We start from the raw sequence: 20,111 nt of genomic DNA on the forward strand, positions 1-20,111 counted from the left end.
TTCAGACGACCTTTCGTTTACTTTGAAGCCTGAAACCAACGTGTAAAGTTCGTCTCTATGATATGCAGCAAGGGCTTATCTATCTTCTTCATAAACTCAAAAAAGCAGCCTGAGACCTTTGCAACCCATTGTAAAAATGAGTATGACAGACTGTACAAAAAAGGTCGTCTGAAAAATTTTTCAGACGACCTTTTCTACTTAACTTACATACATCACTCATCAACTCAGTTTACTGTTTACCCAGCCTTCCACGCTTCCCAGCATTTCAGGCAGTTTCGCAGCATCCGTTCCCCCGGCCTGTGCCAAATCCGGTCGGCCACCGCCTTTGCCGCCGACTTGTTCGGCTGCAAATTTGACCAAGTCGCCGGCTTTTACTTTGCCGGTCAGGGCTTTGGATACGCCGGCGCACAGGGAAACTTTGCCATCGTTTACTGCCGCCAAAAGAATCACGGCGTTGTCGGATTTGCCGGTTAAATCGGTAACGATTTCGCGCAGGGCGGCTGCGTCGGCTTCGATTTGGGCAGCGACGAGTTTGGCTGCGCCCAAGTCTTTGGCGTTGTCCAACAGTTTTGCGCCTACGTGGACGGCGAGTTCGGCTTTGGCTTTTGCCAACTCTTTTTCCACGGCTTTGGCGTTGGCGGCGTTGGCTTGGATTTTGGCCAGTACGTCTTTTTCGGTTTGGGCTTTGACTTCGGCGATGATGTTTTTCATCAGGCTTTCTTGGTTTTGCGCCCATGCCAGCGCGGCAAGGCCTGTGATGGCTTCTACGCGGCGGATGCCTGCGGCGATGCCGCCTTCGCTGATGATTTTGAAGAAGCCGATGTCGCCGGTGCGGGCGACGTGGGTGCCGCCGCACAGTTCGGTGGAGTAGTCGCCCATAGTGATGACGCGGACGAAATCGCCGTATTTTTCGCCGAAGAGCATCATGGCGCCTGATTTTTGCGCGTCTTCAATGGACATGGTTTCCACTTTGACGGGCACGTTGGCGATAATCGCGGCGTTGACGCGGCGTTCGACTTCGGCGATTTCTTCCGCGCTGATGCCTTGCGGATGGGAGATGTCGAAGCGGGTCAGCTCGGCGTTTTGCAGGCTGCCTTTTTGTTCGACGTGCGTGCCCAAAACATCGCGCAGGGCTTTGTGCATCAGGTGGGTAACGCTGTGGTTGCGCATGATGCTGTCGCGGATGTCGTTGTCGATTTCGGCGGATACGGCATCGCCCACTTTCAGACGGCCTGATACGACTGCGCCGAATTGTCCGTGTACGGCAGCTTTGATTTTCTGCGTGTCTTCAACGCGGAAGCGGTTTTCACCTGCGAAGATAAAGCCTACGTCGCCGACTTGGCCGCCACTTTCGGCGTAGAACGGGGTTTGTTCCAAAACGACCACGCCGGCTTCGCCTGCTTGGAGTTCGTCCACGGCTTCGCTGCCTTTGTATAAGGCGATGATTTTGGTGTCTTGGCTGCGTTTTTCGTAGCCTGTGAATTCGGTGTCCGCGCCTGTGTAGTCCAGTTGCGCGTTGGCTTTGAAGTTTTGCGCGGCGCGGGCGCGGGCGCGTTGGGCTTCCATTTCGCGGTTGAAGCCTTCTTCGTCCAAGTCGATACCCAATTCGCGCGCCATGTCGGCGGTCAGGTCGTAGGGGAAGCCGTAGGTGTCGTAGAGTTTGAAGATGTGTTCGCCGCCAATAACAAGTTTGCTGTTGGCGATGTTGTCCATCAGATAGGCATTCAAGGCTTCGGCAAACGGCTTTTCCGCGTCGGGAATATGGGCGGTTTCCAAAGCAGCCTGCAAATCGATATACACGCCTTCGTTCAGGCTACCTGAAACTTGGGGACGGATAACGATTTGCTTTTTGCCCGGAGCGGCACGGGAAGCGGCGGTAAATTCCACACCATCTGCGGTTTTCAATGTCAGTGGTTTGCCCGCACCATCTTGCGGCAGCAGGCTTTCCAGTTTCAGAAATTTCATGCCATTGAGCACTTGGTTGAACAAGCCCATGCCTTTTTCCAGCGTTTCGCCGAAGCGGCTTTCTTCTGCGCGCAGGGCTTCCATAATCTGCGTTTGTTTCTCTTTCAACTCGGGATACGCGTCGCCCATCGCTTTCACTAAATCGGGCACGAGTTTGTAGAAAAACGCCTGTTTCTGACCGAGTTTGTAACCGTGGCGCACGGCGCGACGGATGATGCGGCGCAGTACATAGCCGCGGCCTTCGTTGGAAGGCATTACGCCGTCGGCAATCAGGAAGGAGCAGGAGCGGATGTGGTCGGCAATCACTTTCAGGCTGGGTTCGTCCATGCTGAACGGCGCGCCGGTTTCGCGGGCAACGGCTTTGAGCAGGTCTTGGAACAGGTCGATTTCGTAGTTGCTGTGGACGTGCTGCATTACTGCCGCCATGCGCTCCAAGCCCATGCCGGTATCGACGGACGGTTTGGGCAGCGGGTTCATATTGCCTTGCTCGTCGCGATTGAACTGCATAAACACGCAGTTCCAAATTTCAATCCAGCGGTCGCCGTCTTCTTCAGGACTGCCGGGAATGCCGCCCCAGATTTCTTCGCCGTGGTCGTAGAAAATTTCGGAACACGGGCCGCAGGGGCCGGTGTCGCCCATCTGCCAGAAGTTGTCGGACGCGTATTTCGCGCCTTTGTTGTCGCCGATGCGGACGATGCGCTCGGCAGGCATACCGATTTCGTTCAGCCAAATGTTGTAGGCTTCGTCGTCTTCGGCATACACGGTCGCCAGGAGTTTTTCTTTGGGGATGTTCAGCCATTCGGGGGAAGTGAGGAATTCCCAAGCGAAGTGGATCGCGTCGCGTTTGAAGTAGTCGCCGAAGGAGAAGTTGCCCATCATTTCAAAGAAGGTGTGGTGGCGGGCGGTGTAACCGACGTTTTCCAAGTCATTGTGTTTGCCGCCGGCGCGTACGCATTTTTGCGCGGTGGTGGCGCGGCTGTATGGGCGTTTGTCGAAGCCGAGGAACACGTCTTTAAACTGGTTCATGCCGGCATTGGTAAACAGCAGCGTCGGGTCGTCGTGCGGCACGAGCGAAGAGGATCGGACGATGGTGTGGCCTTTGGATTCGAAGAATTTTAGGAATTTTTGGCGTAGTTCGGAGGTTTTCATGATGTTTCGTTGTCTCTATTGAAAAGGTTTCAGACGACCTTCCCGGCCGTATGTAATTGTGAAAAGAAAATGGCTGCTATATTACCGCAAAACCTTGTTTCTAGCTATTGAATCAGGGACTTTCAGACGACCTTCGTACTATCAATATAATGGAAATTGCTATCAGATAGTGCGTGCCTGATTTATAATCCCTTACTTTCCCTTCCGCCCGATATGCAAGGAATGATAATGACCAAACATCTGCCACTCATCGCCCTAGCCGCCGTCATGCTCGCCGCCTGCGGAGGTTCGGATAAAAATACCTCCGATAAAGCGGAGCAGGCGGGAAACCAAAATGTATTGAGGATTTACAACTGGTCGGAATACGTCGATCCTGAAACCGTTGCCGATTTTGAAAAGAAAAACGGTATCAAGGTAACTTACGACGTGTACGACAGCGATGAGACGCTGGAAAGTAAAGTATTGACCGGAAAATCGGGCTACGACATCGTCGGCCCGTCCAATACCTTCGTCGGCAGGCAGATTAAGGCGGGGGCTTATCAAAAAATCGACAAATCCCTGATTCCCAACTATAAAAACCTCAATTCTGAATTGATGAAGCTGATGGAAGGCGTTGATCCGAGCCACGAATATGCCGTTCCGTTTTATTGGGGAACCAATACCTTCGCCATCAATACCGAGCGCGTGAAAAAAGCCTTAGGCACGGAAAAACTGCCGGACAACCAATGGGATTTGGTGTTCAACCCCGAATACACATCCAAACTCAAACAATGCGGCATCAGCTACTTGGACAGCGCGGCGGAAATTTATCCTATGGTCTTGAACTACATGGGTAAAAACCCCAACAGCAACGATACTGAAGACATCAAAGCCGCAACCGAGCTGCTCAAGAAAAACCGTCCCAACATCAAACGCTTTACCTCGTCCGGCTTCATCGATGATTTGGCGCGCGGCGACACTTGCGTCACCATCGGCTTCGGCGGCGACTTAAACATTGCCAGACGGCGCGCCGAAGAAGCGGGCGGCAAAGAAAAAATCCGCGTCATGATGCCCAAAGAAGGCGTAGGGATTTGGGTGGACTCCTTCGTTATCCCGAAAGATGCGAAGAACGTCGCCAACGCCCATAAATACATCAACGACTTTCTCGACCCCGAAGTCGCCGCGAAAAACGGCAATTTCGTTACCTACGCCCCTTCCAGCAAACCCGCACGCGAACTGATGGAAGCCGAATTCAGGGACGACCGCACCATCTTCCCGAGCGAAGAAGATTTAAAAAACAGCTTTATTATGGTTCCCATCCAACCCACCATTTTGAAATTCATGGTTCGCCAATGGCAGGGCGTAAAAGCCGGTAAATAACTTGATACGGATAGATTGAAGGTCGTCTGAAAACTTGAATTACAGGTTTGAACTGGCCCCCAAATCTTGGACACTCATAAAAGCCTATTCAGGCGCTCTGTGCAAGCTGGGTTCTGTATGCGACAGGACTCAGCTTTTTCAATTTCAAACTGCAACGCTCCCGGTTGTAGTAATCCATATAGTCATCTATCTGTTTCATCAATTCGTCCACCGTCAATTCCCCTGCGTTATAGAAACACTCTGTCTTCAACACCGCAAAGAAGCTTTCCATCGGTGCATTGTCCCAACAATTCGCCTTTCGCGACATGCTTTGAACCATGGAATGTTGGGCAAGCAATTCCCTATATCCCGACGTACGGTACAGCACACCTTGGTCAGAATGAAGCATCGTTCCTTCGCCGGTCAGACGGGGGGCGGCTTTTTCGAGCATTTCCTTCACCATTTCGCTGTTAGCATTGCGGCTCATGGCGTAGGCGATGATTTCGCGGTTGAACAAGTCCAATATTGGCGAGAGGTACAGTTTGCCGTCCTTTCCTTTGAGTTCGGTCACGTCGGTCAGCCATTTTTCGTTGGGCTTTCGGGCTGTGAACCGGCGTTTGAGGAGGTGTTCCGATATCTCGCCCATGGCGGGATGGCGGTAGGCTTTTTTCGCCCGTATGAGGGCTTTCAGTCCTAGCTGCCTCATCAGCCGCGCTGCTTTTTTGCGGTTCCAACCCAATGCTGCGGCAATGCGCCTTTGTCCGTAGCGTCCTTTATGCTGTTCGTAGATTTCGGCGATAAGGGCTTTGTCGGCTGCGTCGGGGTCGGGCCGGTCTTGACGGTGGTAGTAAAAGCTGCTTTTGGGCAGGTTTGCGATGTGCAGCAGGTATTTGAGCGGGTGTTGCGCCCTCAGTGTTTGGACGGTTTGGCTTTGTCCTTTTCGGTCTGTTTTTGGCTGAGGGCTTTTAACTCCTTTAGGTAGGCGACCTCTGCGCGCATATAGCACAACTCTTCGATAAGCTCTGCCTGTGTTTTTTCTTGGTCGGGTTTATCTGCGATGAAGGGGTTTTTGCGGTGTTGGGGCATGGTTTTGGATTGGGGATGTTCGAGTGCGCCGATACCGCCTTCTTGATAGGCGCGTATCCATCGTCTCAGGTGGGTTCGGGAAATGCCGTAGTGGTCTGCAGTACGCTGTTGGCTGCGTATATGCAAGTAGTGGAGTACGGCTTGGTATTTGAAGTGTAATGTATATTTGCTCATAAAAAAACTGCACCTTGTGAGTTGGAGGGGATGTGTCCAACTTTTGGGGTGCAGTTCAGGTTTTCATACGACCTTTTTGTATAAACATCAAACAGGTTTCTTGCATCTGTCTTTTACCCTTCTCATTCCCATCCACCATACTTGCAGTCATCAAAGTCCAGATATGATATAGTCCCTCCACTTTCACTCGTATTTTGAAACGGAGTAAAACCATGACTCAATCCATCCATATCCACAGTATGACCGGCTTTGCCAATGCCGCAGGCGAATGCGGTGGCAAGCGCGTGAATTTGGAAATCCGCGCGGTGAACCACCGTTATCTGGATGTCCAATTCCGCATGCCTGAAGAATTGCGCTATCTAGAAGGCGCGTTACGCGAAAAAATTGCGGCTTCAGCCACACGTGGCAAATTGGAATGCCGCATTCAGTTGCAAGACGCGACGGTCGGCGGGCAGAGTTTGGAAACCAATGAAGAATTAGTGAAACAGTTGTCCGATTTGAACAAAACTTGGCGCAAGGAACACGGTTTCGGTAAGCTGACGGTCGCTGAAGTATTGCGCTTTCCAGGGGTATTGGCAGGTCAAAGCGAAGACCCCGAGGCTTTGGCAAAAACCGTACAAGAACTGCTGGACGAAGCATTAAAAGAGTTTGCCGCCGCCCGCAAACGCGAAGGTAAAAAACTCGGCGAACATTTGTTGCAACGTTTAGCCGGCATGGAAGAAATCGTGGATGCCTTGAGCGAACTGTTCCCCAGCCTGCTTCAGGCGCATATGGACAAGGTAAACGCGCGTTTGACGGAAGCGGTCGGCAATATCGACAACGACCGTTTGCAGCAGGAATTTGCGTTGTTTATCCAAAAATCCGATGTTGACGAAGAATTCAGCCGCCTGCGCACGCATATCACCGAAGTCCGCCGCATTGTTACGGAAAACAAAGGCAGCGCGGGCAAACGCTTGGACTTCCTGATGCAGGAATTGAACCGCGAGGCAAACACGCTGGGCAGCAAAGCGATCGCGGCAGAATGCACGCAGGCTTCGGTAGAACTGAAAGTCTTGATCGAACAAATGCGCGAGCAGGTTCAAAACATCGAATAAGCCTTCAAAAATAGAACAAAGGTCGTCTGAAAAGCCATTTTCTGCTTTTCAGACGACCTTTTTCTTAATGAATGCTTAGTTTTGTCCGGGTTTAATGACTTTGGCGCCCTGCTCTGTACCCAAAATCAACACATCCGCGGCGTTGCGAGCGAAGATGCCGTTTTCGAGAACGCCGGTGATGCGGTTGATTTCATCTTCCATAGTCAGCGGACGGTCGATGTGCAAGTCATAGACATCAATGATTTGGTTACCGTGGAAGGTGGTGTAGTTCAGGCGTAACTCAGGCTGTCCGCCCATTGCCAAAAGTTTGCGCGACACCAGCGAACGCGCGCCGGGCAACACTTCTACGGGCAGCGGAAATTTGCCCAAACGCGAAACATATTTGCTCTCGTCGGCGATACAGATGAATTTGTCGGACGCGCTGGCGACGACTTTTTCGTTCAGATGCGCGCCACCGCCGCCTTTAATCATTTGCAGCATATGGTTCACTTCGTCCGCGCCGTCAACATAGACAGCCAGCCCCATCACATCATTCAGCGATACTTCAGGGATGTCGTATTGCGCCATCAATTCGCTGGACTTTTTAGAAGTCGAAACCGCGCCTTTGATTTTTTTGCCGCTTTTGCCCAACGCTTCGATAAACATATTGACGGTCGAGCCGGAACCGATGCCGATGTATTCGTTTTCAGGTACGAATTCCACCGCTTTCTCGGCGGCAATTCGCTTCAATTCGTCTTGAGTAGCCATGAGTTCTCCTTAATGGATGTTGTTCAATAGGATTATGTTAACATTTTCATGCTGTTTGTGCTTGCCTGCTTACGCTTTTTCCAGCAACACCGCCGCCTGCGCCTCGATGGCTTCCATGCGCCCCAGATAGCCGAGTTTTTCGTTGGTTTTGCCTTTGATGTTCACACAGGCCGTCTGAATGCCCAAATCGGCGGCAATGTTGGCGCGCATGGCGGGAATGTGCGGCGCAAGTTTGGGCTTTTGTGCGATGATGGTCGTATCCACGTTCACAACGTGCCAGCCTAAAGCCTGCACGCTTTGATACGCTTCGCGCAGCAATACGCGGCTGTCGGCATCTTTGAATTCGGCGGCGGTATCGGGGAAATGGCTGCCGATGTCGCCCAAACCCGCCGCGCCGAGCAAGGCGTCGGTAAGCGCGTGCAACAGCGCGTCGGCATCGGAATGGCCGAGCAGGCCTTTTTCAAACGGGATGTGTACGCCGCCGAGTATCAAATCGCGGCCTTCGACGAGTTGGTGGACATCGTAGCCTTGTCCGATGCGGATATTCATGTTTTTTCCTTTTTTCAATGTCAGGTCGTCTGAAAAACGATTTTCAGACAACCTGCAACAACAGCCTCACAATAAATTCATCCTGCGACAGCGTCAGCTTCAAATTGCGCGTATCGCCCTGCACCAGCAGCGGCTGCACGCCCAGCTTTTCCACCGCCGACGCTTCGTCTGTAATACCGCTCAAATCCTCTGCCGACAAAGCTCGGTGCAATAAGGCCGTCTGAAAAAGCTGCGGGGTTTGCGCCTGCCACAATCCGGCGCGGGAAACGGTTTCGCCGATATGGTTTTTACCGTCGGCGCGTTTGAGTGTATCGGCAACGGGTACTGCCAAAATACCGCCCTGCTCTTGTCCGCCCGCTTCTTCAATCAGACGGGTCAAAGCCTCGGGCGGCAGGCAGCAACGGGCGGCATCGTGAACAAGAATGTTGTCCTGTTCCGCCGCCAAACCTTGAACCACCAATGCGGATACGCCGTTGCGCACCGTTTCGGCACGGCTTGCTCCGCCTACACGAAATACGCGTGTTTTACTGGAAGGGGTCGTCTGAAACGTTTGGTCTTCGGGCGATACGATAACGGCAATCAAATCGATGGCAGGATGTTTTTCAAAAATGTCTATCGTATGCTGCAACACGGTTTTGCCGTTGATTTCAACGTATTGCTTGGGCGTTCCCGCCCCAAAGCGCGCTCCGATACCGGCGGCCGGAATCAGGGCGATATTGCGGCGCGTCATGCTTCGGCTCCGGCTGTTTCGGCTTTGCGCCACAGACAGGCTTCGCCCAAACCGTCCAAATATTGTTCATGAGCGGCGAGCTCCTCAGCGTTGGCTTTGATGACTTTCAGATGCGCCGGACGCTTGGTCTCGGTAATAATGACCGGTTTGACTTCCTCGTCTTCTTCTTTTTCGCCGCCCATTAAATCAAACTGCTGGCGCGTCATGGCGAGATACACTTCGCCCAAAAGCTCGCAGTCAATCAACGCGCCGTGCAGCACGCGCTTGCTTCGGTCGACGGAAAGGCGGTTGCACAAAGCATCCAAACTGGCTTTCTGACCGGGGAACATTTCCCGCGCCATCGCCAGCGTGTCGGTTACGGTACAGCCAAGTTTCTCAATGGAAGGTAGCCCCATACGGCGGAATTCCATGTTCAAGAAGCCGACGTCAAACTTGGCGTTGTGAATAATCAACTCAGCATCGCGTATAAAATCGGCAATCTGACGCCCTACTTCGGCAAACGGCGGTGCGTTTTTCTCTTCCAAAACCTCAATGGTCAGGCCGTGTACCTTCGCCGCTTCTTCAGGCATATCGCGTTCGGGATGAACATATAAATGAAGGTTGTTGTCGGTCATCTGGCGGTTGATCATTTCCAGACCGGCAAACTCGACCAAGCGGTCGCCGCCTTCGGCATAAAGGCCCGTGGTTTCGGTATCAAGGATAATCTGGCGTTTGCTCATAGGAATCTTCTGTATATCGCTCATTGATAAAATGCCTTGAATCATACGCAAGGCTGCTAAAAATGTATAGTCAGCAAAAATCGGGACGCGTGTATTATCGGGACGCGTGTATTTGAATGCAATATTTCTTAGGGCGTGAATGCAGCCTGACAAGAAATTTTGCTGACAATTTTCCAGACGTATTTATCTTCGTATTTCCGCTAAGGCTTGTTTTCTCTAAATTCCGAGTAAATCACTCAACTTTTATAATTTTTTAAAAATTAATTTCTATAAAAATCATTATCTTATTACACATCTTCATAATAATAACAATTATCATTTGCAAATTTTGAAATTATCCGTATAATGCAATTCATCGAAACGAAATCAACGCACTACAGAACGAAAGGAGAAGAAAATGCCTGAAAATATTTTCCAGCAAGTCTCTCTCGACATTCTGAGACTGCACCAACATACCATCCGCTCTCTTTTGGCAACCCAGTGTTGCGATGATTGCGAAGTACATGATGCCGTATATGTTACGCTCGATGGTCGTTATTATGTTTGGCTTCCCTGCATGGGTAAATCGGAGCAGCCGCAAACCGGTATCCTCCTAATTGAAGATGAAGACAGCCATTCCCGTTTAAGCTGGGTCGCCAGCACTCGGGAGGTTAAACAAAAAGACAGTTTGTACAGTCGCGTCGTTTCCGTTTTACAACGCAAAATGCAGAAGGCAAAAGAAAAGTTTATTCATGCGTCTGATGCCCGTTTGCTTGAACTGACACCGCAGCAAGGTCGTTTGACGACCAAAAGCAAAGATTTGTCGCTTTCACCCTATGATTTGATGAAGGCACTTTATCCGGCAACCCATCAACGTCAATTAGAGGAGTTCGCCCTGTAACAGTTTTGGTAGTGGTTTGTGTTCCTTTTGCGCCCCTTAAAATTAAAGGGGCGATTTTTTTTGCCTGCAACTCAACATGGCTTCCATCAAACCAATCAAAAAAGGTCGTCTGAAATCGGATTCAAACTTCAAATCCGGTTTCAGACGACCTTTTGTCTATTGCCGTTTACTTGCCTGCTTCAGATGAAGACAGGTTTTCCGGCAACATGTCCTGCTCGTCAAAATCAGGCTCAGGCTCGTTTTGCAACACCTTGCCATTCAATTTCAATTCGTTGTTTTGCAGGGTCAGATGGGTTTTGATGTTGTTTTCTTCCAAAGTCAGGTATTGCTCCTGCGCCATACTTTTCACAGTGCTGTCCACCATCAGACGCAGCGTTTCATTGATATCTTCAATTCCTGCGCGTCCGGCTTCTTCATCTTCGGCATTGACGCTAAACAGGCTGCGCGCTTGGTTGATTGCCATCTGCTCCAACAGTTTTTTCGGAACGCTCACATTGAAATCGGCATGGGTTTTTTTCAACATTTCGCTGAGGCTGTTCAAATCTTTTGCCGCCAAGCCTTTAAAGGCGAGTTTACCGCTGACATCCACTTGACCTTGCGGCATGATGAATTTGAATGTTTTGACATTCAGCACCGGATCATTGGTAAATAAACTAGAAGCTTCGTTTTTAGCGGTTTGGAGCAAGGCGTTTTGGATTTCTTCCTCACTCATTTTCTTATTGGCGACTTCGGCAAGCTTGGCTTTCAAAGCCTGCAAACCTTTGCCGTCCAAATGCTCTGCGGCCACATTGATATCCAGCGGACCATATTTATCTTCGCCATAAACCAGCTCTTCAAATTGGAACCGTCCTTCGCTGTTGATGAATTTATCAACTTCGTTGGTATTGGTATCAAATTTCAGTTTGCTGACTTCGATTTTGGAAGGCGCGATACTGCCGGTCGGATTGATAAATGCGCCGATTTGCAGATTGGTCACGAGATTGACCAGCTCGTTCAGCTTGACGTTGTAATCAATATTTTCTTTCCATTGCAGCAGGAATTTATCCAAAGTAATGCTGCTTTTGCCCAAAGAAAGCTTGTTGAGTCCGTCTGAAGTCTCAGATTGGAAATGTAGGTTTTCCATCGAAACATCGCCTTTGTCCGCCAACTTGATCTGCAAAGACGGAGCGGTATAGTCGTGGCGGTAGCTTTGGAAATCTTTTTCGTAATCGGTGTTGCCGCTCAAGCCTTTCCAGCTGAGCTTGATGCCGGACAACTCTTCATAGTCGAAAGCCGGAACGCTGAGTTGAAGCTTGCCGCTTCCTCCGAAATAAATCGTATTGCTCATGGTCAACGGAGCTTGTTGGCCAAAGAAGCGAGACAATACTTTTTCGGTTTCCGGATGGTATTTAAACTCTGTTTCCACATGAGCCTGAGTACCGAAACCGCCGGCAAACGGACCATGGCTGATATGGTTCACAACCGTAATCGGCTCTTGCAAGACGGTTTTCAGATTATCGGGCAGATATTGCTGGGTATTTTGAAGCAATGTCGGTTTCAGGCGTATGACCGTAGTTTCGGTCGCACCGAACCAGCCTCGATCATATTGGTGGGATTCTACGGTTAGAAAACCTGATTCCTGCAACAGCTTTTGTTGTGCAGTCAGGGTTTCTTCTGCTTTGATGCCGAAGTAGTAAGGCGCACCGAGGCCGGCGGCGATGGCTACGGCAACGGTCGAAATAAGATACTTTTTCATTGCTACAAACAGATAGGTTGAAAGCGATAAGAATAGCATTTTTTGACCGATTTGTCTTTTGGGAGACCTGGGCGGTACAAATAAACCTATATTTGGTACTTTCCCATCCTTATATACCGACCACTTGCATTCTATTATTTCAAGCGTTCTGATTTATAATCGGGTCGTCTGAAAACTTGACCACTACCACCCGCCCCATGACCACGGACTTCGACATCCCCCTCTTCCTCAAAAACCTGCCCAACCTGCCCGGCGTATACCGTTTTTTCGACGAAGGCGGCAACGTCTTATACGTTGGCAAAGCGGTCAACCTCAAGCGGCGCGTGTCCGGTTATTTCCAGAAAAACGACCATTCCCCGCGCATCGCATTGATGGTGAAACAGGTTCACCACATCGAAACCACCATCACCCGCTCCGAAGCCGAAGCCCTGATTCTCGAAAACAACTTCATCAAAGCCCTGTCGCCCAAATACAATATCCTTTTCCGCGACGACAAAAGCTATCCTTACCTCATGCTCAGCGGACATCAATATCCGCAGATGGCGTATTACCGAGGCACGCTGAAAAAGCCCAACCAATACTTCGGCCCCTATCCCAACAGCAACGCCGTGCGCGACAGCATCCAAGTCCTGCAAAAAGTCTTCATGCTGCGTACCTGCGAAGACAGCGTGTTCGAACACCGCGACCGCCCTTGCCTGCTGTATCAAATCAAACGCTGCACCGCGCCCTGCGTCGGACACATCAGCGAAGAAGACTACCGCGACAGCGTGCGCCAAGCCGCCACCTTCCTCAACGGTAAAACCGACGAACTGACCCGCACCCTGCAACACAAAATGCAGACCGCCGCCGCCAACCTGCAATTTGAAGAAGCCGCCCGCTACCGCGACCAAATCCAGGCACTCGGCATCATGCAGAGCAACCAGTTCATCGACAGCAAAAACCCCAACAACCCCAACGACATCGACCTGCTTGCGCTCGCAGTTTCAGACGGCCTCGTCTGCGTACACTGGGTCAGCATACGCGGCGGGCGGCACGTCGGCGACAAAAGCTTCTTCCCCGACACCAAAAACGACCCCGAACCAAACGGGCAAGACTACGCCGAAGCCTTCGTTGCCCAACACTATCTGGGCAAAAACAAACCCGACATCATCATCAGCAACTTCCCCGTCCCCGACGCATTGAAAGAAGCCCTAGAGGGCGAACACGGCAAACAAATGCAGTTCGTGACCAAAACCATAGGCGAACGCAAAGTCTGGCTGAAAATGGCGGAACAAAACGCACAAATGGCGATTGCCCAACGCCGCCTGCAACAAAGCAGCCAACAACACCGCATCGACGAGCTGGCAAAAATCCTGAACATGAATTCAGACGACCTCAACCGCCTCGAGTGCTTCGACATCAGCCACACCCAAGGCGAAGCCACCATCGCCTCCTGTGTCGTGTACGACGAACAAAACATCCAACCCTCGCAATACCGCCGCTACAACATCACCACCGCCAAACCCGGCGACGACTACGCCGCCATGCGCGAAGTCCTTACCCGCCGCTACGGCAAAATGCAGGAAGCCGAAGCCAACGGCGAGGCAGTCAAATGGCCCGATGTCGTATTGATTGACGGTGGCAAAGGACAGATCGGCATCGCCGTGTCCGTATGGGAAGAACTCGGGCTGCACATCCCCTTGGTCGGTATCGCCAAAGGCCCCGAACGCAAAGCCGGCATGGAAGAACTCATCCTCCCGTTCACCGGCGAAACCTTCCGCCTGCCGCCCAACAGCCCCGCCCTGCACCTCCTGCAAACCGTGCGCGACGAATCGCACCGCTTCGCCATCACCGGCCACCGCAAAAAACGCGACAAAGCCCGCGTTACCTCGTCCCTCAGCGACATCCCCGGCGTAGGCAGCAAACGCCGCCAAGCCCTGCTCACCCGCTTTGGTGGCCTGCGTGGCGTCGTTGCTGCCAGCAAAGAAGATTTGGAACAAGTTGAAGGCATCAGCAAGGCATTGGCGGAAACCATTTACGAGCATCTGCATTAAACGATGGGATGAATATGGAAAAAGGTCGTCTGAAAAGTTTTCAGACGACCTCTTGCTTTATTTGCCATGCCATATCAAAAACAATATTTTTTTAAAACCTTATTAGGAACGTATTGATAAATATTCCGAAATTCTTTCTTTACCGCGCCTGAAGCAGGATTCAGCTTCTCATTCCGCACCAATTTTATTTTATCTTTGGTTACTTCCGACAACGATGCAGCGGTATAGCGGTATTCCTGATGCGAACCTGCCGTCAAACGGTCTCGGGTAAATTCATACCGGTATTTATCCTGTCCCGTTTCCCCATAAAAATCAACATCCATCCTGCAACGTCCTTGCGGTTGGGCAAACAATACCAACCCGCTCCCCTCCGGACTCAATTCAAAATCCGTCAAATCCCTTTCATAAACTTTTTTCCATTGGGAATGATGATTTTGAGCAGCAAGTAAACCCGAGCTCAAACATAAAACTGAAACCAATAAACCCTTAGCGACATTCATACGATTACACCTAAATACGGTTACACCTAAATTTGAAGAGCCTATGATCAAAACAAAGAACTGAAAATAATACAATTGGGTTTCAACCGACTCAATCCCGCTCATCAAACAAACCGACATCGAACAAATCCGGTTCGCTCACCCGCCCGCGGCAATCGACCTTAATGTCCTCGTGAACCCGACAGCAACACGGCAGAATCTCGCCGGGTGCGACAAACGCCAGCGGGAAATCGTCGTAGGACACCCTACCGTCTAATATTTTGACGCGGCAGGAACCGCAATAGCCGCTTCGGCACTGGTATTCGACCTCGTGGCCGGTGCGCTCCAAGCCCTCCAATAAGGTTTCGCCTTCTTGAAGCTCGAAGGTTTTGTCGTGTGTACTGATGAGTGCCATTATTATCTGTTTAAGCGGGAAAGGCCGTCTGCACGGTGTAACCGAAATCTTTGATTTCGTTTCTACACCTGTTCAGACGACCTCTGATGATGGAAATGCGGAAAAACCGCCGAGTTTGATTACAGTTCGAAATCGCCCAAATCGTCCGCGCTGACTTCCGAATCGATCTGACCGATTAAGTAAGAAGAAATTTCCACTTCCTGCGGCGCGACCTGTACGTTGTCGGACGACAGCCACGCGTTAATCCACGGAATCGGGTTTTGGGTAGCGCCTTCGAATCCGGCAGGCAAGCCGACCGCCTGCATACGCAGGTTGGTGATGTATTCGACATATTGCGCCAGAATTTCCTTGTTCAGACCAATCATGGAACCGTCTTTAAACAGATAGGCAGCCCATTCTTTTTCCTGCTCCGCCGCTTTTTTGAAGAGTTTGAAACATTCGTCCTGCAACTCGACGGCGATTTCCGCCATTTCAGGATCGTCGGCACCGGCGCGCATCAGGTTGAGCATATGCTGGGTGCTGGTCAGGTGCAGGGCTTCGTCGCGGGCAATCAGTTTGATGATTTTGGCGTTGCCTTCCATCAACTCGCGCTCGGCAAAAGCGAACGAGCAGGCGAATGAGACGTAGAAACGGATGGCTTCCAACACGTTAACGCACATCAGGCAAAGATAGAGCTTTTTCTTCAACTCGCGCAAAGACACGGTAACGAGCCTGCCGCCGATATTGTGCGTCCCTTCGCCCAACAGGTTGTAATACTGGGTATATTCGATTAAATCATCGTAATAGCAGGCGATGTCTTCGGCGCGGGCGATGATGTATTCGTTCTGCACAATGTCGTCGAACACGACCGACGGATCATTCACGATATTGCGGATAATGTGGGTATAGCTGCGCGAGTGTATGGTTTCGCTAAAGCTCCACGTTTCAATCCAAGTTTCCAACTCGGGAATCGACACCAAAGGCAACAAGGCAACGTTCGGACTGCGACCTTGGATGGAATCGAGCAAGGTTTGGTATTTCAGATTGCTGATGAAAATATGTTTTTCGTGTTCGGGCAAGTTCGCATAGTCGATACGGTCACGCGACACGTCGATTTCTTCCGGCCGCCAGAAAAACGACAGTTGCTTTTCAATCAGTTTCTCAAATACTTCGTATTTCTGCTGGTCATAGCGGGCAACATTTACCGGCTGACCGAAAAACATTGGCTCTTTCAGCGCGTCGTTTTTGGTTTTGGAAAAGGTGCTGTATGACATGACTAGGTGTTCACAAGACATTTATTCTAAATCCTTGTCTTTATATAATTTTTTGACGGTTTTTCGGAAATTTTTATTACACAGAACATCTTTGAGCTGTTTGACTGAATAAATTAATACAATCGCAATCAAATATGTTACGTCTTTATTGCGTCCTAAACTATCAATAATTGAAGGAATATCCATAAAATTCATATATTTATAATGATGAATATCCTCCTCAAGAAGCCTAAATTTTAATTACAGACTTCCTGAAGAAGTTCTGTTAATAAAACTCTAGCCCTTAAATCTTACAAGCCCCGCCCGCGCAGCCGTCATCCTGAATATCGGTCTGCGTATCGTCCGCGCCGTCGCGGGTGTTATGGTAGTACAGGGTTTTGACGCCGTATTTATAGGTGGTCAGCAGGTCTTTGAGCATTTGTTTCATGGAAACTTTGTTGCCTTCAAATTTGCCTGGGTCGTAGGCGGTGTTGGCGGAAATCGCCTGATCGACGAATTTTTGCATCACGCCGACAAGTTTCAGATAGCCTTCGTTGCCCGGAAGCTGCCATAGGGTTTCGTAGGCGTCTTTCAGGGTTTCAAATTCTGGTACGACTTGTTTCAGGATGCCGTCTTTCGAGGCTTTAACCGTTACCAATCCGCGCGGCGGCTCGATGCCGTTGGTGGCGTTGGCAATTTGCGAACTGGTTTCAGACGGCATGAGTGCGGTCAGGGTGGAGTTGCGCAGACCGTATTTGACGATGTCGGAGCGCAGGCTTTCCCAGTCGCACAACAGCGGTTCGCTGCATACGGCATCCAAGTCTTTTTTGTAGGTATCGATGGGCAGTTTGCCTTGCGAATAAACGGTTTGGTTGAACAGCGGGCACGCGCCGTATTCTTTGGCAAGGTTTACCGATGCTTTGAGCAGGTAATACTGCATGGCTTCAAAGGTACGGTGGGTCAGGCCGAGCGCGGAATCATCACTGTAACGGACGCCGTTTTTCGCCAGATAGTAAGCGTAGTTGATGACCCCGATGCCGAGCGTGCGGCGGTTCATGGTCGCGGTACGGGCGGCTTCGACCGGATAGTCTTGATAATCCAGCAAGGCATCGAGTGCGCGCACGGTCAAATCGGCAAGCCCTTCCAGTTCATCCAAGCTGTTTAATGCGCCCAAGTTGAAGGCGGACAAGGTGCACAGGGCGATTTCGCCGTTCGGGTCGTTGATGTTGTCCAGCGGTTTGGTCGGCAGGGCGATTTCCATGCACAGGTTGGACTGGTGCACGGGCGCGACGCGCGGGTCAAACGGACTGTGCGTGTTGCAGTGGTCAACGTTTTGGATATAGATGCGTCCCGTTCCGGCACGTTCCTGCATCAGCGTGGAGAACAAATCGGTAGCCGACAAGGTACGTTTGCGGATGTTCGGGTCTTGCTCGTATTTCGTATAGAGACGCTCGAATTCGTCTTGGTCGGCAAAGAACGCGTCGTACAGGCCGGGGACTTCGTTGGGCGAAAACAGCGTAATGTTGCCGCCTTTAATCAGGCGTGTGTACAGCAGGCGGTTGATTTGTACGCCGTAATCAAGCTGGCGGATGCGGTTGTCTTCCACGCCACGGTTGTTTTTCAATACCAACAGGCTTTCGGCTTCGATGTGCCACAAGGGGTAGAACAAGGTTGCCGCGCCGCCGCGCACGCCGCCTTGCGAACAGGATTTAACCGCCGCTTGGAACATTTTGAAAAACGGGATGCAGCCGGTATGTTGCGCTTCACCGCCGCGGATTTCGCTACCCAAGCCGCGGATACGTCCGGCGTTGATGCCGATACCCGCGCGTTGGGAAACGTATTTCACAATCGCGCTGGTGGTGGCGTTGATGGAATCCAGACTGTCGTCGCATTCAATCAATACGCAGCTTGAGAACTGGCGCGTAGGCGTACGCACGCCGCTCATAATCGGGGTTGGTAGCGATACTTTGAATGTGGAAACGGCATCGTAAAAGCGTTTGACGTAATCCAAACGCGTCTCTTTCGGGTATTTGCTGAAGAGGCACATCGCCACCAAGATGTATAAAAACTGCGGCGTTTCATAAATCTGGCGGGTCACGCGATTCTGCACCAGATATTTGCCTTCGAGCTGCTTCACGGCGGCATACGAGAAGGTCATGTCGCGGCTGTGGTCGATATAGGCATTCAGCTCGTCAAACTCTTCGCGGCTGTAATCTTCGATGATGTGGCGGTCGTATTTGCCCGCATCGGTGAGTTTTTTAACGTGGTCAAAGAGATGCGGCGGTTCGAACTCGCCGTAAGCGATTTTTCGCAGGTGGAAAATCGCCAGACGCGCGGCGAGATATTGATAATCGGGCGTATCCTGAGAAATCAGGTCGGCAGCCGCCTTGATAATGGTTTCGTGGATGTCGTCGGTGCGGATGCCGTTGTAAAACTGGATGTGCGATTTGAGCTCGACTTGCGATACGGAGACGTTTTTCAAGCCTTCCGCCGCCCAAGTAACGACGCGGTGGATTTTGTCTAAGTCAAGATTTTCCAAACGTCCGTCGCGCTTGGTTACTTTCAAATCAGTCGGTGCATTCATCGTGAGTTTTCTCCATCCTGAAACACAAGATACAGTATGTATTAATATCGAGTGGCACAATATAGTGTATTTTTCGTCGCTTATCCAGTCTTGACAAGGCCGCTATTTTGAAATCGGACTTTTCCCAATTTTCTTTCAGACGACCTCTTTCCCTATGATTCAAGCCTTACCGCAAAGATGCGTTTTTTAGCATCAAAACCCTCATGCGGCTATGCGCTTATGAAATAAGGCAAATTCGGATTTGTGTTAAATTTTGAAAATAAACAGCATGACAATGGATGACATATGCAACATGAAGTCGTCTGAACCGTGATAATTTATGTAGTTTATTATTTTCTCTGCTTGATAATATGTAATGGAAGATGGGTTTCATCAAAATGCTTTAAATACCCCGCTTGCTTTTTCAGACGACCCATCCTGCCAAATTTCCTTTTTACAAAAGCCATGAATATAATGAAATGCACCTTTTAAATAAACAGGAGTCCGCCATGTTATTGAGGAAAAGCTTTATTCCCGCCCTATCTGCAGCACTGATACTGGGTTTTGCAACCCAACCTGCCGATGCAGCCACCCGCAAACATCATAAAACCCACCACGCTCAAACCCAAGCCAAACAAAGCAAGCTGCATCCTGTCTGCAAAAAATATCTTGACCGTCGCGCTGCATGGTACAAACACAAAGGCAACAAAGCCGAGCTGAAAGAAAACGCCAAAGCCCGGAAAGCCTTCCGCCAACTGCCGTATAAAGAACAACGCATCCAATGCCAAGCGGCTTATGAAGCATTTGATGATTTCGACCACGGCAAATTCCGTCGCTAAAACGGATAAAGGTCGTCTGAAAAAACCGGATTGCACCCCAAAAGTTGGATATTCCATCCAAACATACGGGTGCAGTTTTTATGACCAAAGTTACGCTTCAAATAACAAACCGCATCCCATTATTTATACAGTCGCATAAGACAACGCAGATGGAGGGCTTCTTTACGGTATTAAACGAAATGCTCCTACCGTTCAGGAGAATTGACGGTGGACGAATATGATTGTATGGATTACTGCATCTGGGAGCGTTACAGTTTGAAAGTGAAAAAAGCTGAGCCCTGTCGTATACAGAACCCAGCTTATATAGAACGCCTAAATAGGGTTTTATGAACGTCCAAGATTTGGACGCAGCCCGGTTTTTCAGACGACCTTTTTGAATGTTAA

Annotated in this window: 17 protein-coding genes; 5 read left to right on the top strand and 12 right to left on the bottom strand. The window is 50.4% G+C overall.

Features of this window, described 5'->3' with window-relative positions:
• Positions 1-219: 219 nt before the first annotated feature.
• On the bottom strand, positions 220-3,114 hold the full coding sequence (gene alaS, locus ACMYUL_RS13935) for an alanine--tRNA ligase (RefSeq protein WP_415771214.1): 2,895 nt from the start codon (positions 3,112-3,114) through the stop codon (positions 220-222).
• Positions 3,115-3,342: 228 nt separating this feature from the next.
• On the opposite strand from alaS, the gene ACMYUL_RS13940 reads away from it, so the two are divergent.
• A complete protein-coding gene (locus ACMYUL_RS13940; RefSeq protein ID WP_415771216.1) occupies positions 3,343-4,473 on the top strand; it encodes a polyamine ABC transporter substrate-binding protein in 1,131 nt (376 codons plus the stop codon).
• An 88-nt stretch (positions 4,474-4,561) separates the two neighbouring features.
• Here the strand turns inward: ACMYUL_RS13940 and ACMYUL_RS13945 are convergent, their stop codons facing one another.
• Positions 4,562-5,458, bottom strand: a complete 897-nt coding sequence (locus ACMYUL_RS13945) for an IS3 family transposase (RefSeq protein WP_415771218.1) — start codon at positions 5,456-5,458, stop codon at positions 4,562-4,564.
• Positions 5,362-5,712 carry a helix-turn-helix domain-containing protein gene (locus ACMYUL_RS13950; RefSeq protein ID WP_003756443.1) on the bottom strand — a complete coding sequence of 117 codons (351 nt, stop codon included), beginning with the start codon at positions 5,710-5,712 and terminating at the stop codon, positions 5,362-5,364. Before ACMYUL_RS13950 ends, ACMYUL_RS13945 begins: the two co-directional genes overlap by 97 nt.
• 212 nt (positions 5,713-5,924) lie before the next feature.
• On the opposite strand from ACMYUL_RS13950, the gene ACMYUL_RS13955 reads away from it, so the two are divergent.
• A complete protein-coding gene (locus tag ACMYUL_RS13955; RefSeq protein ID WP_415771220.1) occupies positions 5,925-6,806 on the top strand; it encodes a YicC/YloC family endoribonuclease in 882 nt (293 codons plus the stop codon).
• Between the two features lie 75 nt (positions 6,807-6,881).
• Here the strand turns inward: ACMYUL_RS13955 and rpiA are convergent, their stop codons facing one another.
• From rpiA to dnaQ, 4 genes are all read right to left on the bottom strand, one after another.
• Positions 6,882-7,553: a ribose-5-phosphate isomerase RpiA gene (gene rpiA / locus ACMYUL_RS13960; protein WP_039410379.1), complete on the bottom strand. Its 672-nt coding sequence runs from the start codon at positions 7,551-7,553 to the stop codon at positions 6,882-6,884.
• 69 nt (positions 7,554-7,622) lie between these two features.
• Positions 7,623-8,102: a 2-C-methyl-D-erythritol 2,4-cyclodiphosphate synthase gene (ispF, locus tag ACMYUL_RS13965; protein ID WP_415771223.1), complete on the bottom strand. Its 480-nt coding sequence runs from the start codon at positions 8,100-8,102 to the stop codon at positions 7,623-7,625.
• Between the two features lie 43 nt (positions 8,103-8,145).
• Positions 8,146-8,832: a 2-C-methyl-D-erythritol 4-phosphate cytidylyltransferase gene (ispD, locus tag ACMYUL_RS13970; protein WP_415771225.1), complete on the bottom strand. Its 687-nt coding sequence runs from the start codon at positions 8,830-8,832 to the stop codon at positions 8,146-8,148.
• Complete coding sequence (gene dnaQ, locus ACMYUL_RS13975; RefSeq protein ID WP_415771227.1) at positions 8,829-9,551, bottom strand: DNA polymerase III subunit epsilon; 723 nt, start codon at positions 9,549-9,551, stop codon at positions 8,829-8,831. The genes ispD and dnaQ overlap by 4 nt, the downstream gene beginning before the upstream one ends.
• 397 nt (positions 9,552-9,948) lie before the next feature.
• On the opposite strand from dnaQ, the gene ACMYUL_RS13980 reads away from it, so the two are divergent.
• Positions 9,949-10,431: a hypothetical protein gene (locus ACMYUL_RS13980; RefSeq protein WP_009311747.1), complete on the top strand. Its 483-nt coding sequence runs from the start codon at positions 9,949-9,951 to the stop codon at positions 10,429-10,431.
• Between the two features lie 166 nt (positions 10,432-10,597).
• Here ACMYUL_RS13980 and ACMYUL_RS13985 read toward each other — a convergent pair whose 3' ends face one another.
• Positions 10,598-12,205: a YdgA family protein gene (locus ACMYUL_RS13985; protein WP_415771236.1), complete on the bottom strand. Its 1,608-nt coding sequence runs from the start codon at positions 12,203-12,205 to the stop codon at positions 10,598-10,600.
• A gap of 158 nt (positions 12,206-12,363) precedes the next feature.
• Between ACMYUL_RS13985 and uvrC the strand changes: the two genes are divergently transcribed.
• Positions 12,364-14,199 carry an excinuclease ABC subunit UvrC gene (uvrC, locus tag ACMYUL_RS13990; protein WP_203025928.1) on the top strand — a complete coding sequence of 612 codons (1,836 nt, stop codon included), beginning with the start codon at positions 12,364-12,366 and terminating at the stop codon, positions 14,197-14,199.
• Between the two features lie 74 nt (positions 14,200-14,273).
• Here the strand turns inward: uvrC and ACMYUL_RS13995 are convergent, their stop codons facing one another.
• The 4 genes from ACMYUL_RS13995 to nrdA form a co-directional block, all read right to left on the bottom strand.
• Positions 14,274-14,699 carry a hypothetical protein gene (locus ACMYUL_RS13995; protein ID WP_415771238.1) on the bottom strand — a complete coding sequence of 142 codons (426 nt, stop codon included), beginning with the start codon at positions 14,697-14,699 and terminating at the stop codon, positions 14,274-14,276.
• 91 nt (positions 14,700-14,790) lie between these two features.
• Positions 14,791-15,093, bottom strand: a complete 303-nt coding sequence (gene yfaE / locus ACMYUL_RS14000; protein WP_045073660.1) for a class I ribonucleotide reductase maintenance protein YfaE — start codon at positions 15,091-15,093, stop codon at positions 14,791-14,793.
• 119 nt (positions 15,094-15,212) lie between these two features.
• Positions 15,213-16,346 (bottom strand): class Ia ribonucleoside-diphosphate reductase subunit beta, encoded by a 1,134-nt coding sequence (nrdB, locus tag ACMYUL_RS14005; protein WP_415771241.1) that lies wholly within the window; start codon positions 16,344-16,346, stop codon positions 15,213-15,215.
• A 283-nt stretch (positions 16,347-16,629) separates the two neighbouring features.
• On the bottom strand, positions 16,630-18,909 hold the full coding sequence (nrdA, locus tag ACMYUL_RS14010; RefSeq protein WP_415771243.1) for a class 1a ribonucleoside-diphosphate reductase subunit alpha: 2,280 nt from the start codon (positions 18,907-18,909) through the stop codon (positions 16,630-16,632).
• A gap of 488 nt (positions 18,910-19,397) precedes the next feature.
• Here nrdA and ACMYUL_RS14015 point away from each other — a divergent pair, with 488 nt between their 5' ends.
• On the top strand, positions 19,398-19,727 hold the full coding sequence (locus tag ACMYUL_RS14015; protein WP_415771245.1) for a stress response protein: 330 nt from the start codon (positions 19,398-19,400) through the stop codon (positions 19,725-19,727).
• Positions 19,728-20,111: the final 384 nt, after the last annotated feature.

The sequence above is a fragment of the Neisseria sp. CP9 genome (assembly GCF_047758525.1).
Classification (GTDB): Bacteria; Pseudomonadota; Gammaproteobacteria; order Burkholderiales; family Neisseriaceae; genus Neisseria.

What these genes read in the sequence shown, in the direction of transcription:
- ACMYUL_RS13985 (WP_415771236.1), bottom strand. Translation starts at nt 12,205, where the DNA reads ATGCTATTCTTATCGCTTTCAACCTATCTGTTTGTAGCAATGAAAAAG.
- ACMYUL_RS14015 (WP_415771245.1), top strand. Translation starts at nt 19,398, where the DNA reads ATGTTATTGAGGAAAAGCTTTATTCCCGCCCTATCTGCAGCACTGATA.
- ACMYUL_RS13995 (WP_415771238.1), bottom strand. Translation starts at nt 14,699, where the DNA reads ATGAATGTCGCTAAGGGTTTATTGGTTTCAGTTTTATGTTTGAGCTCG.
- ispF (WP_415771223.1), bottom strand. Translation starts at nt 8,102, where the DNA reads ATGAATATCCGCATCGGACAAGGCTACGATGTCCACCAACTCGTCGAA.
- ACMYUL_RS13950 (WP_003756443.1), bottom strand. Translation starts at nt 5,712, where the DNA reads ATGAGCAAATATACATTACACTTCAAATACCAAGCCGTACTCCACTAC.
- uvrC (WP_203025928.1), top strand. Translation starts at nt 12,364, where the DNA reads ATGACCACGGACTTCGACATCCCCCTCTTCCTCAAAAACCTGCCCAAC.
- dnaQ (WP_415771227.1), bottom strand. Translation starts at nt 9,551, where the DNA reads ATGAGCAAACGCCAGATTATCCTTGATACCGAAACCACGGGCCTTTAT.
- ispD (WP_415771225.1), bottom strand. Translation starts at nt 8,832, where the DNA reads ATGACGCGCCGCAATATCGCCCTGATTCCGGCCGCCGGTATCGGAGCG.
- ACMYUL_RS13955 (WP_415771220.1), top strand. Translation starts at nt 5,925, where the DNA reads ATGACTCAATCCATCCATATCCACAGTATGACCGGCTTTGCCAATGCC.
- ACMYUL_RS13980 (WP_009311747.1), top strand. Translation starts at nt 9,949, where the DNA reads ATGCCTGAAAATATTTTCCAGCAAGTCTCTCTCGACATTCTGAGACTG.
- nrdA (WP_415771243.1), bottom strand. Translation starts at nt 18,909, where the DNA reads ATGAATGCACCGACTGATTTGAAAGTAACCAAGCGCGACGGACGTTTG.
- yfaE (WP_045073660.1), bottom strand. Translation starts at nt 15,093, where the DNA reads ATGGCACTCATCAGTACACACGACAAAACCTTCGAGCTTCAAGAAGGC.
- rpiA (WP_039410379.1), bottom strand. Translation starts at nt 7,553, where the DNA reads ATGGCTACTCAAGACGAATTGAAGCGAATTGCCGCCGAGAAAGCGGTG.
- nrdB (WP_415771241.1), bottom strand. Translation starts at nt 16,346, where the DNA reads ATGTCATACAGCACCTTTTCCAAAACCAAAAACGACGCGCTGAAAGAG.
- alaS (WP_415771214.1), bottom strand. Translation starts at nt 3,114, where the DNA reads ATGAAAACCTCCGAACTACGCCAAAAATTCCTAAAATTCTTCGAATCC.
- ACMYUL_RS13940 (WP_415771216.1), top strand. Translation starts at nt 3,343, where the DNA reads ATGACCAAACATCTGCCACTCATCGCCCTAGCCGCCGTCATGCTCGCC.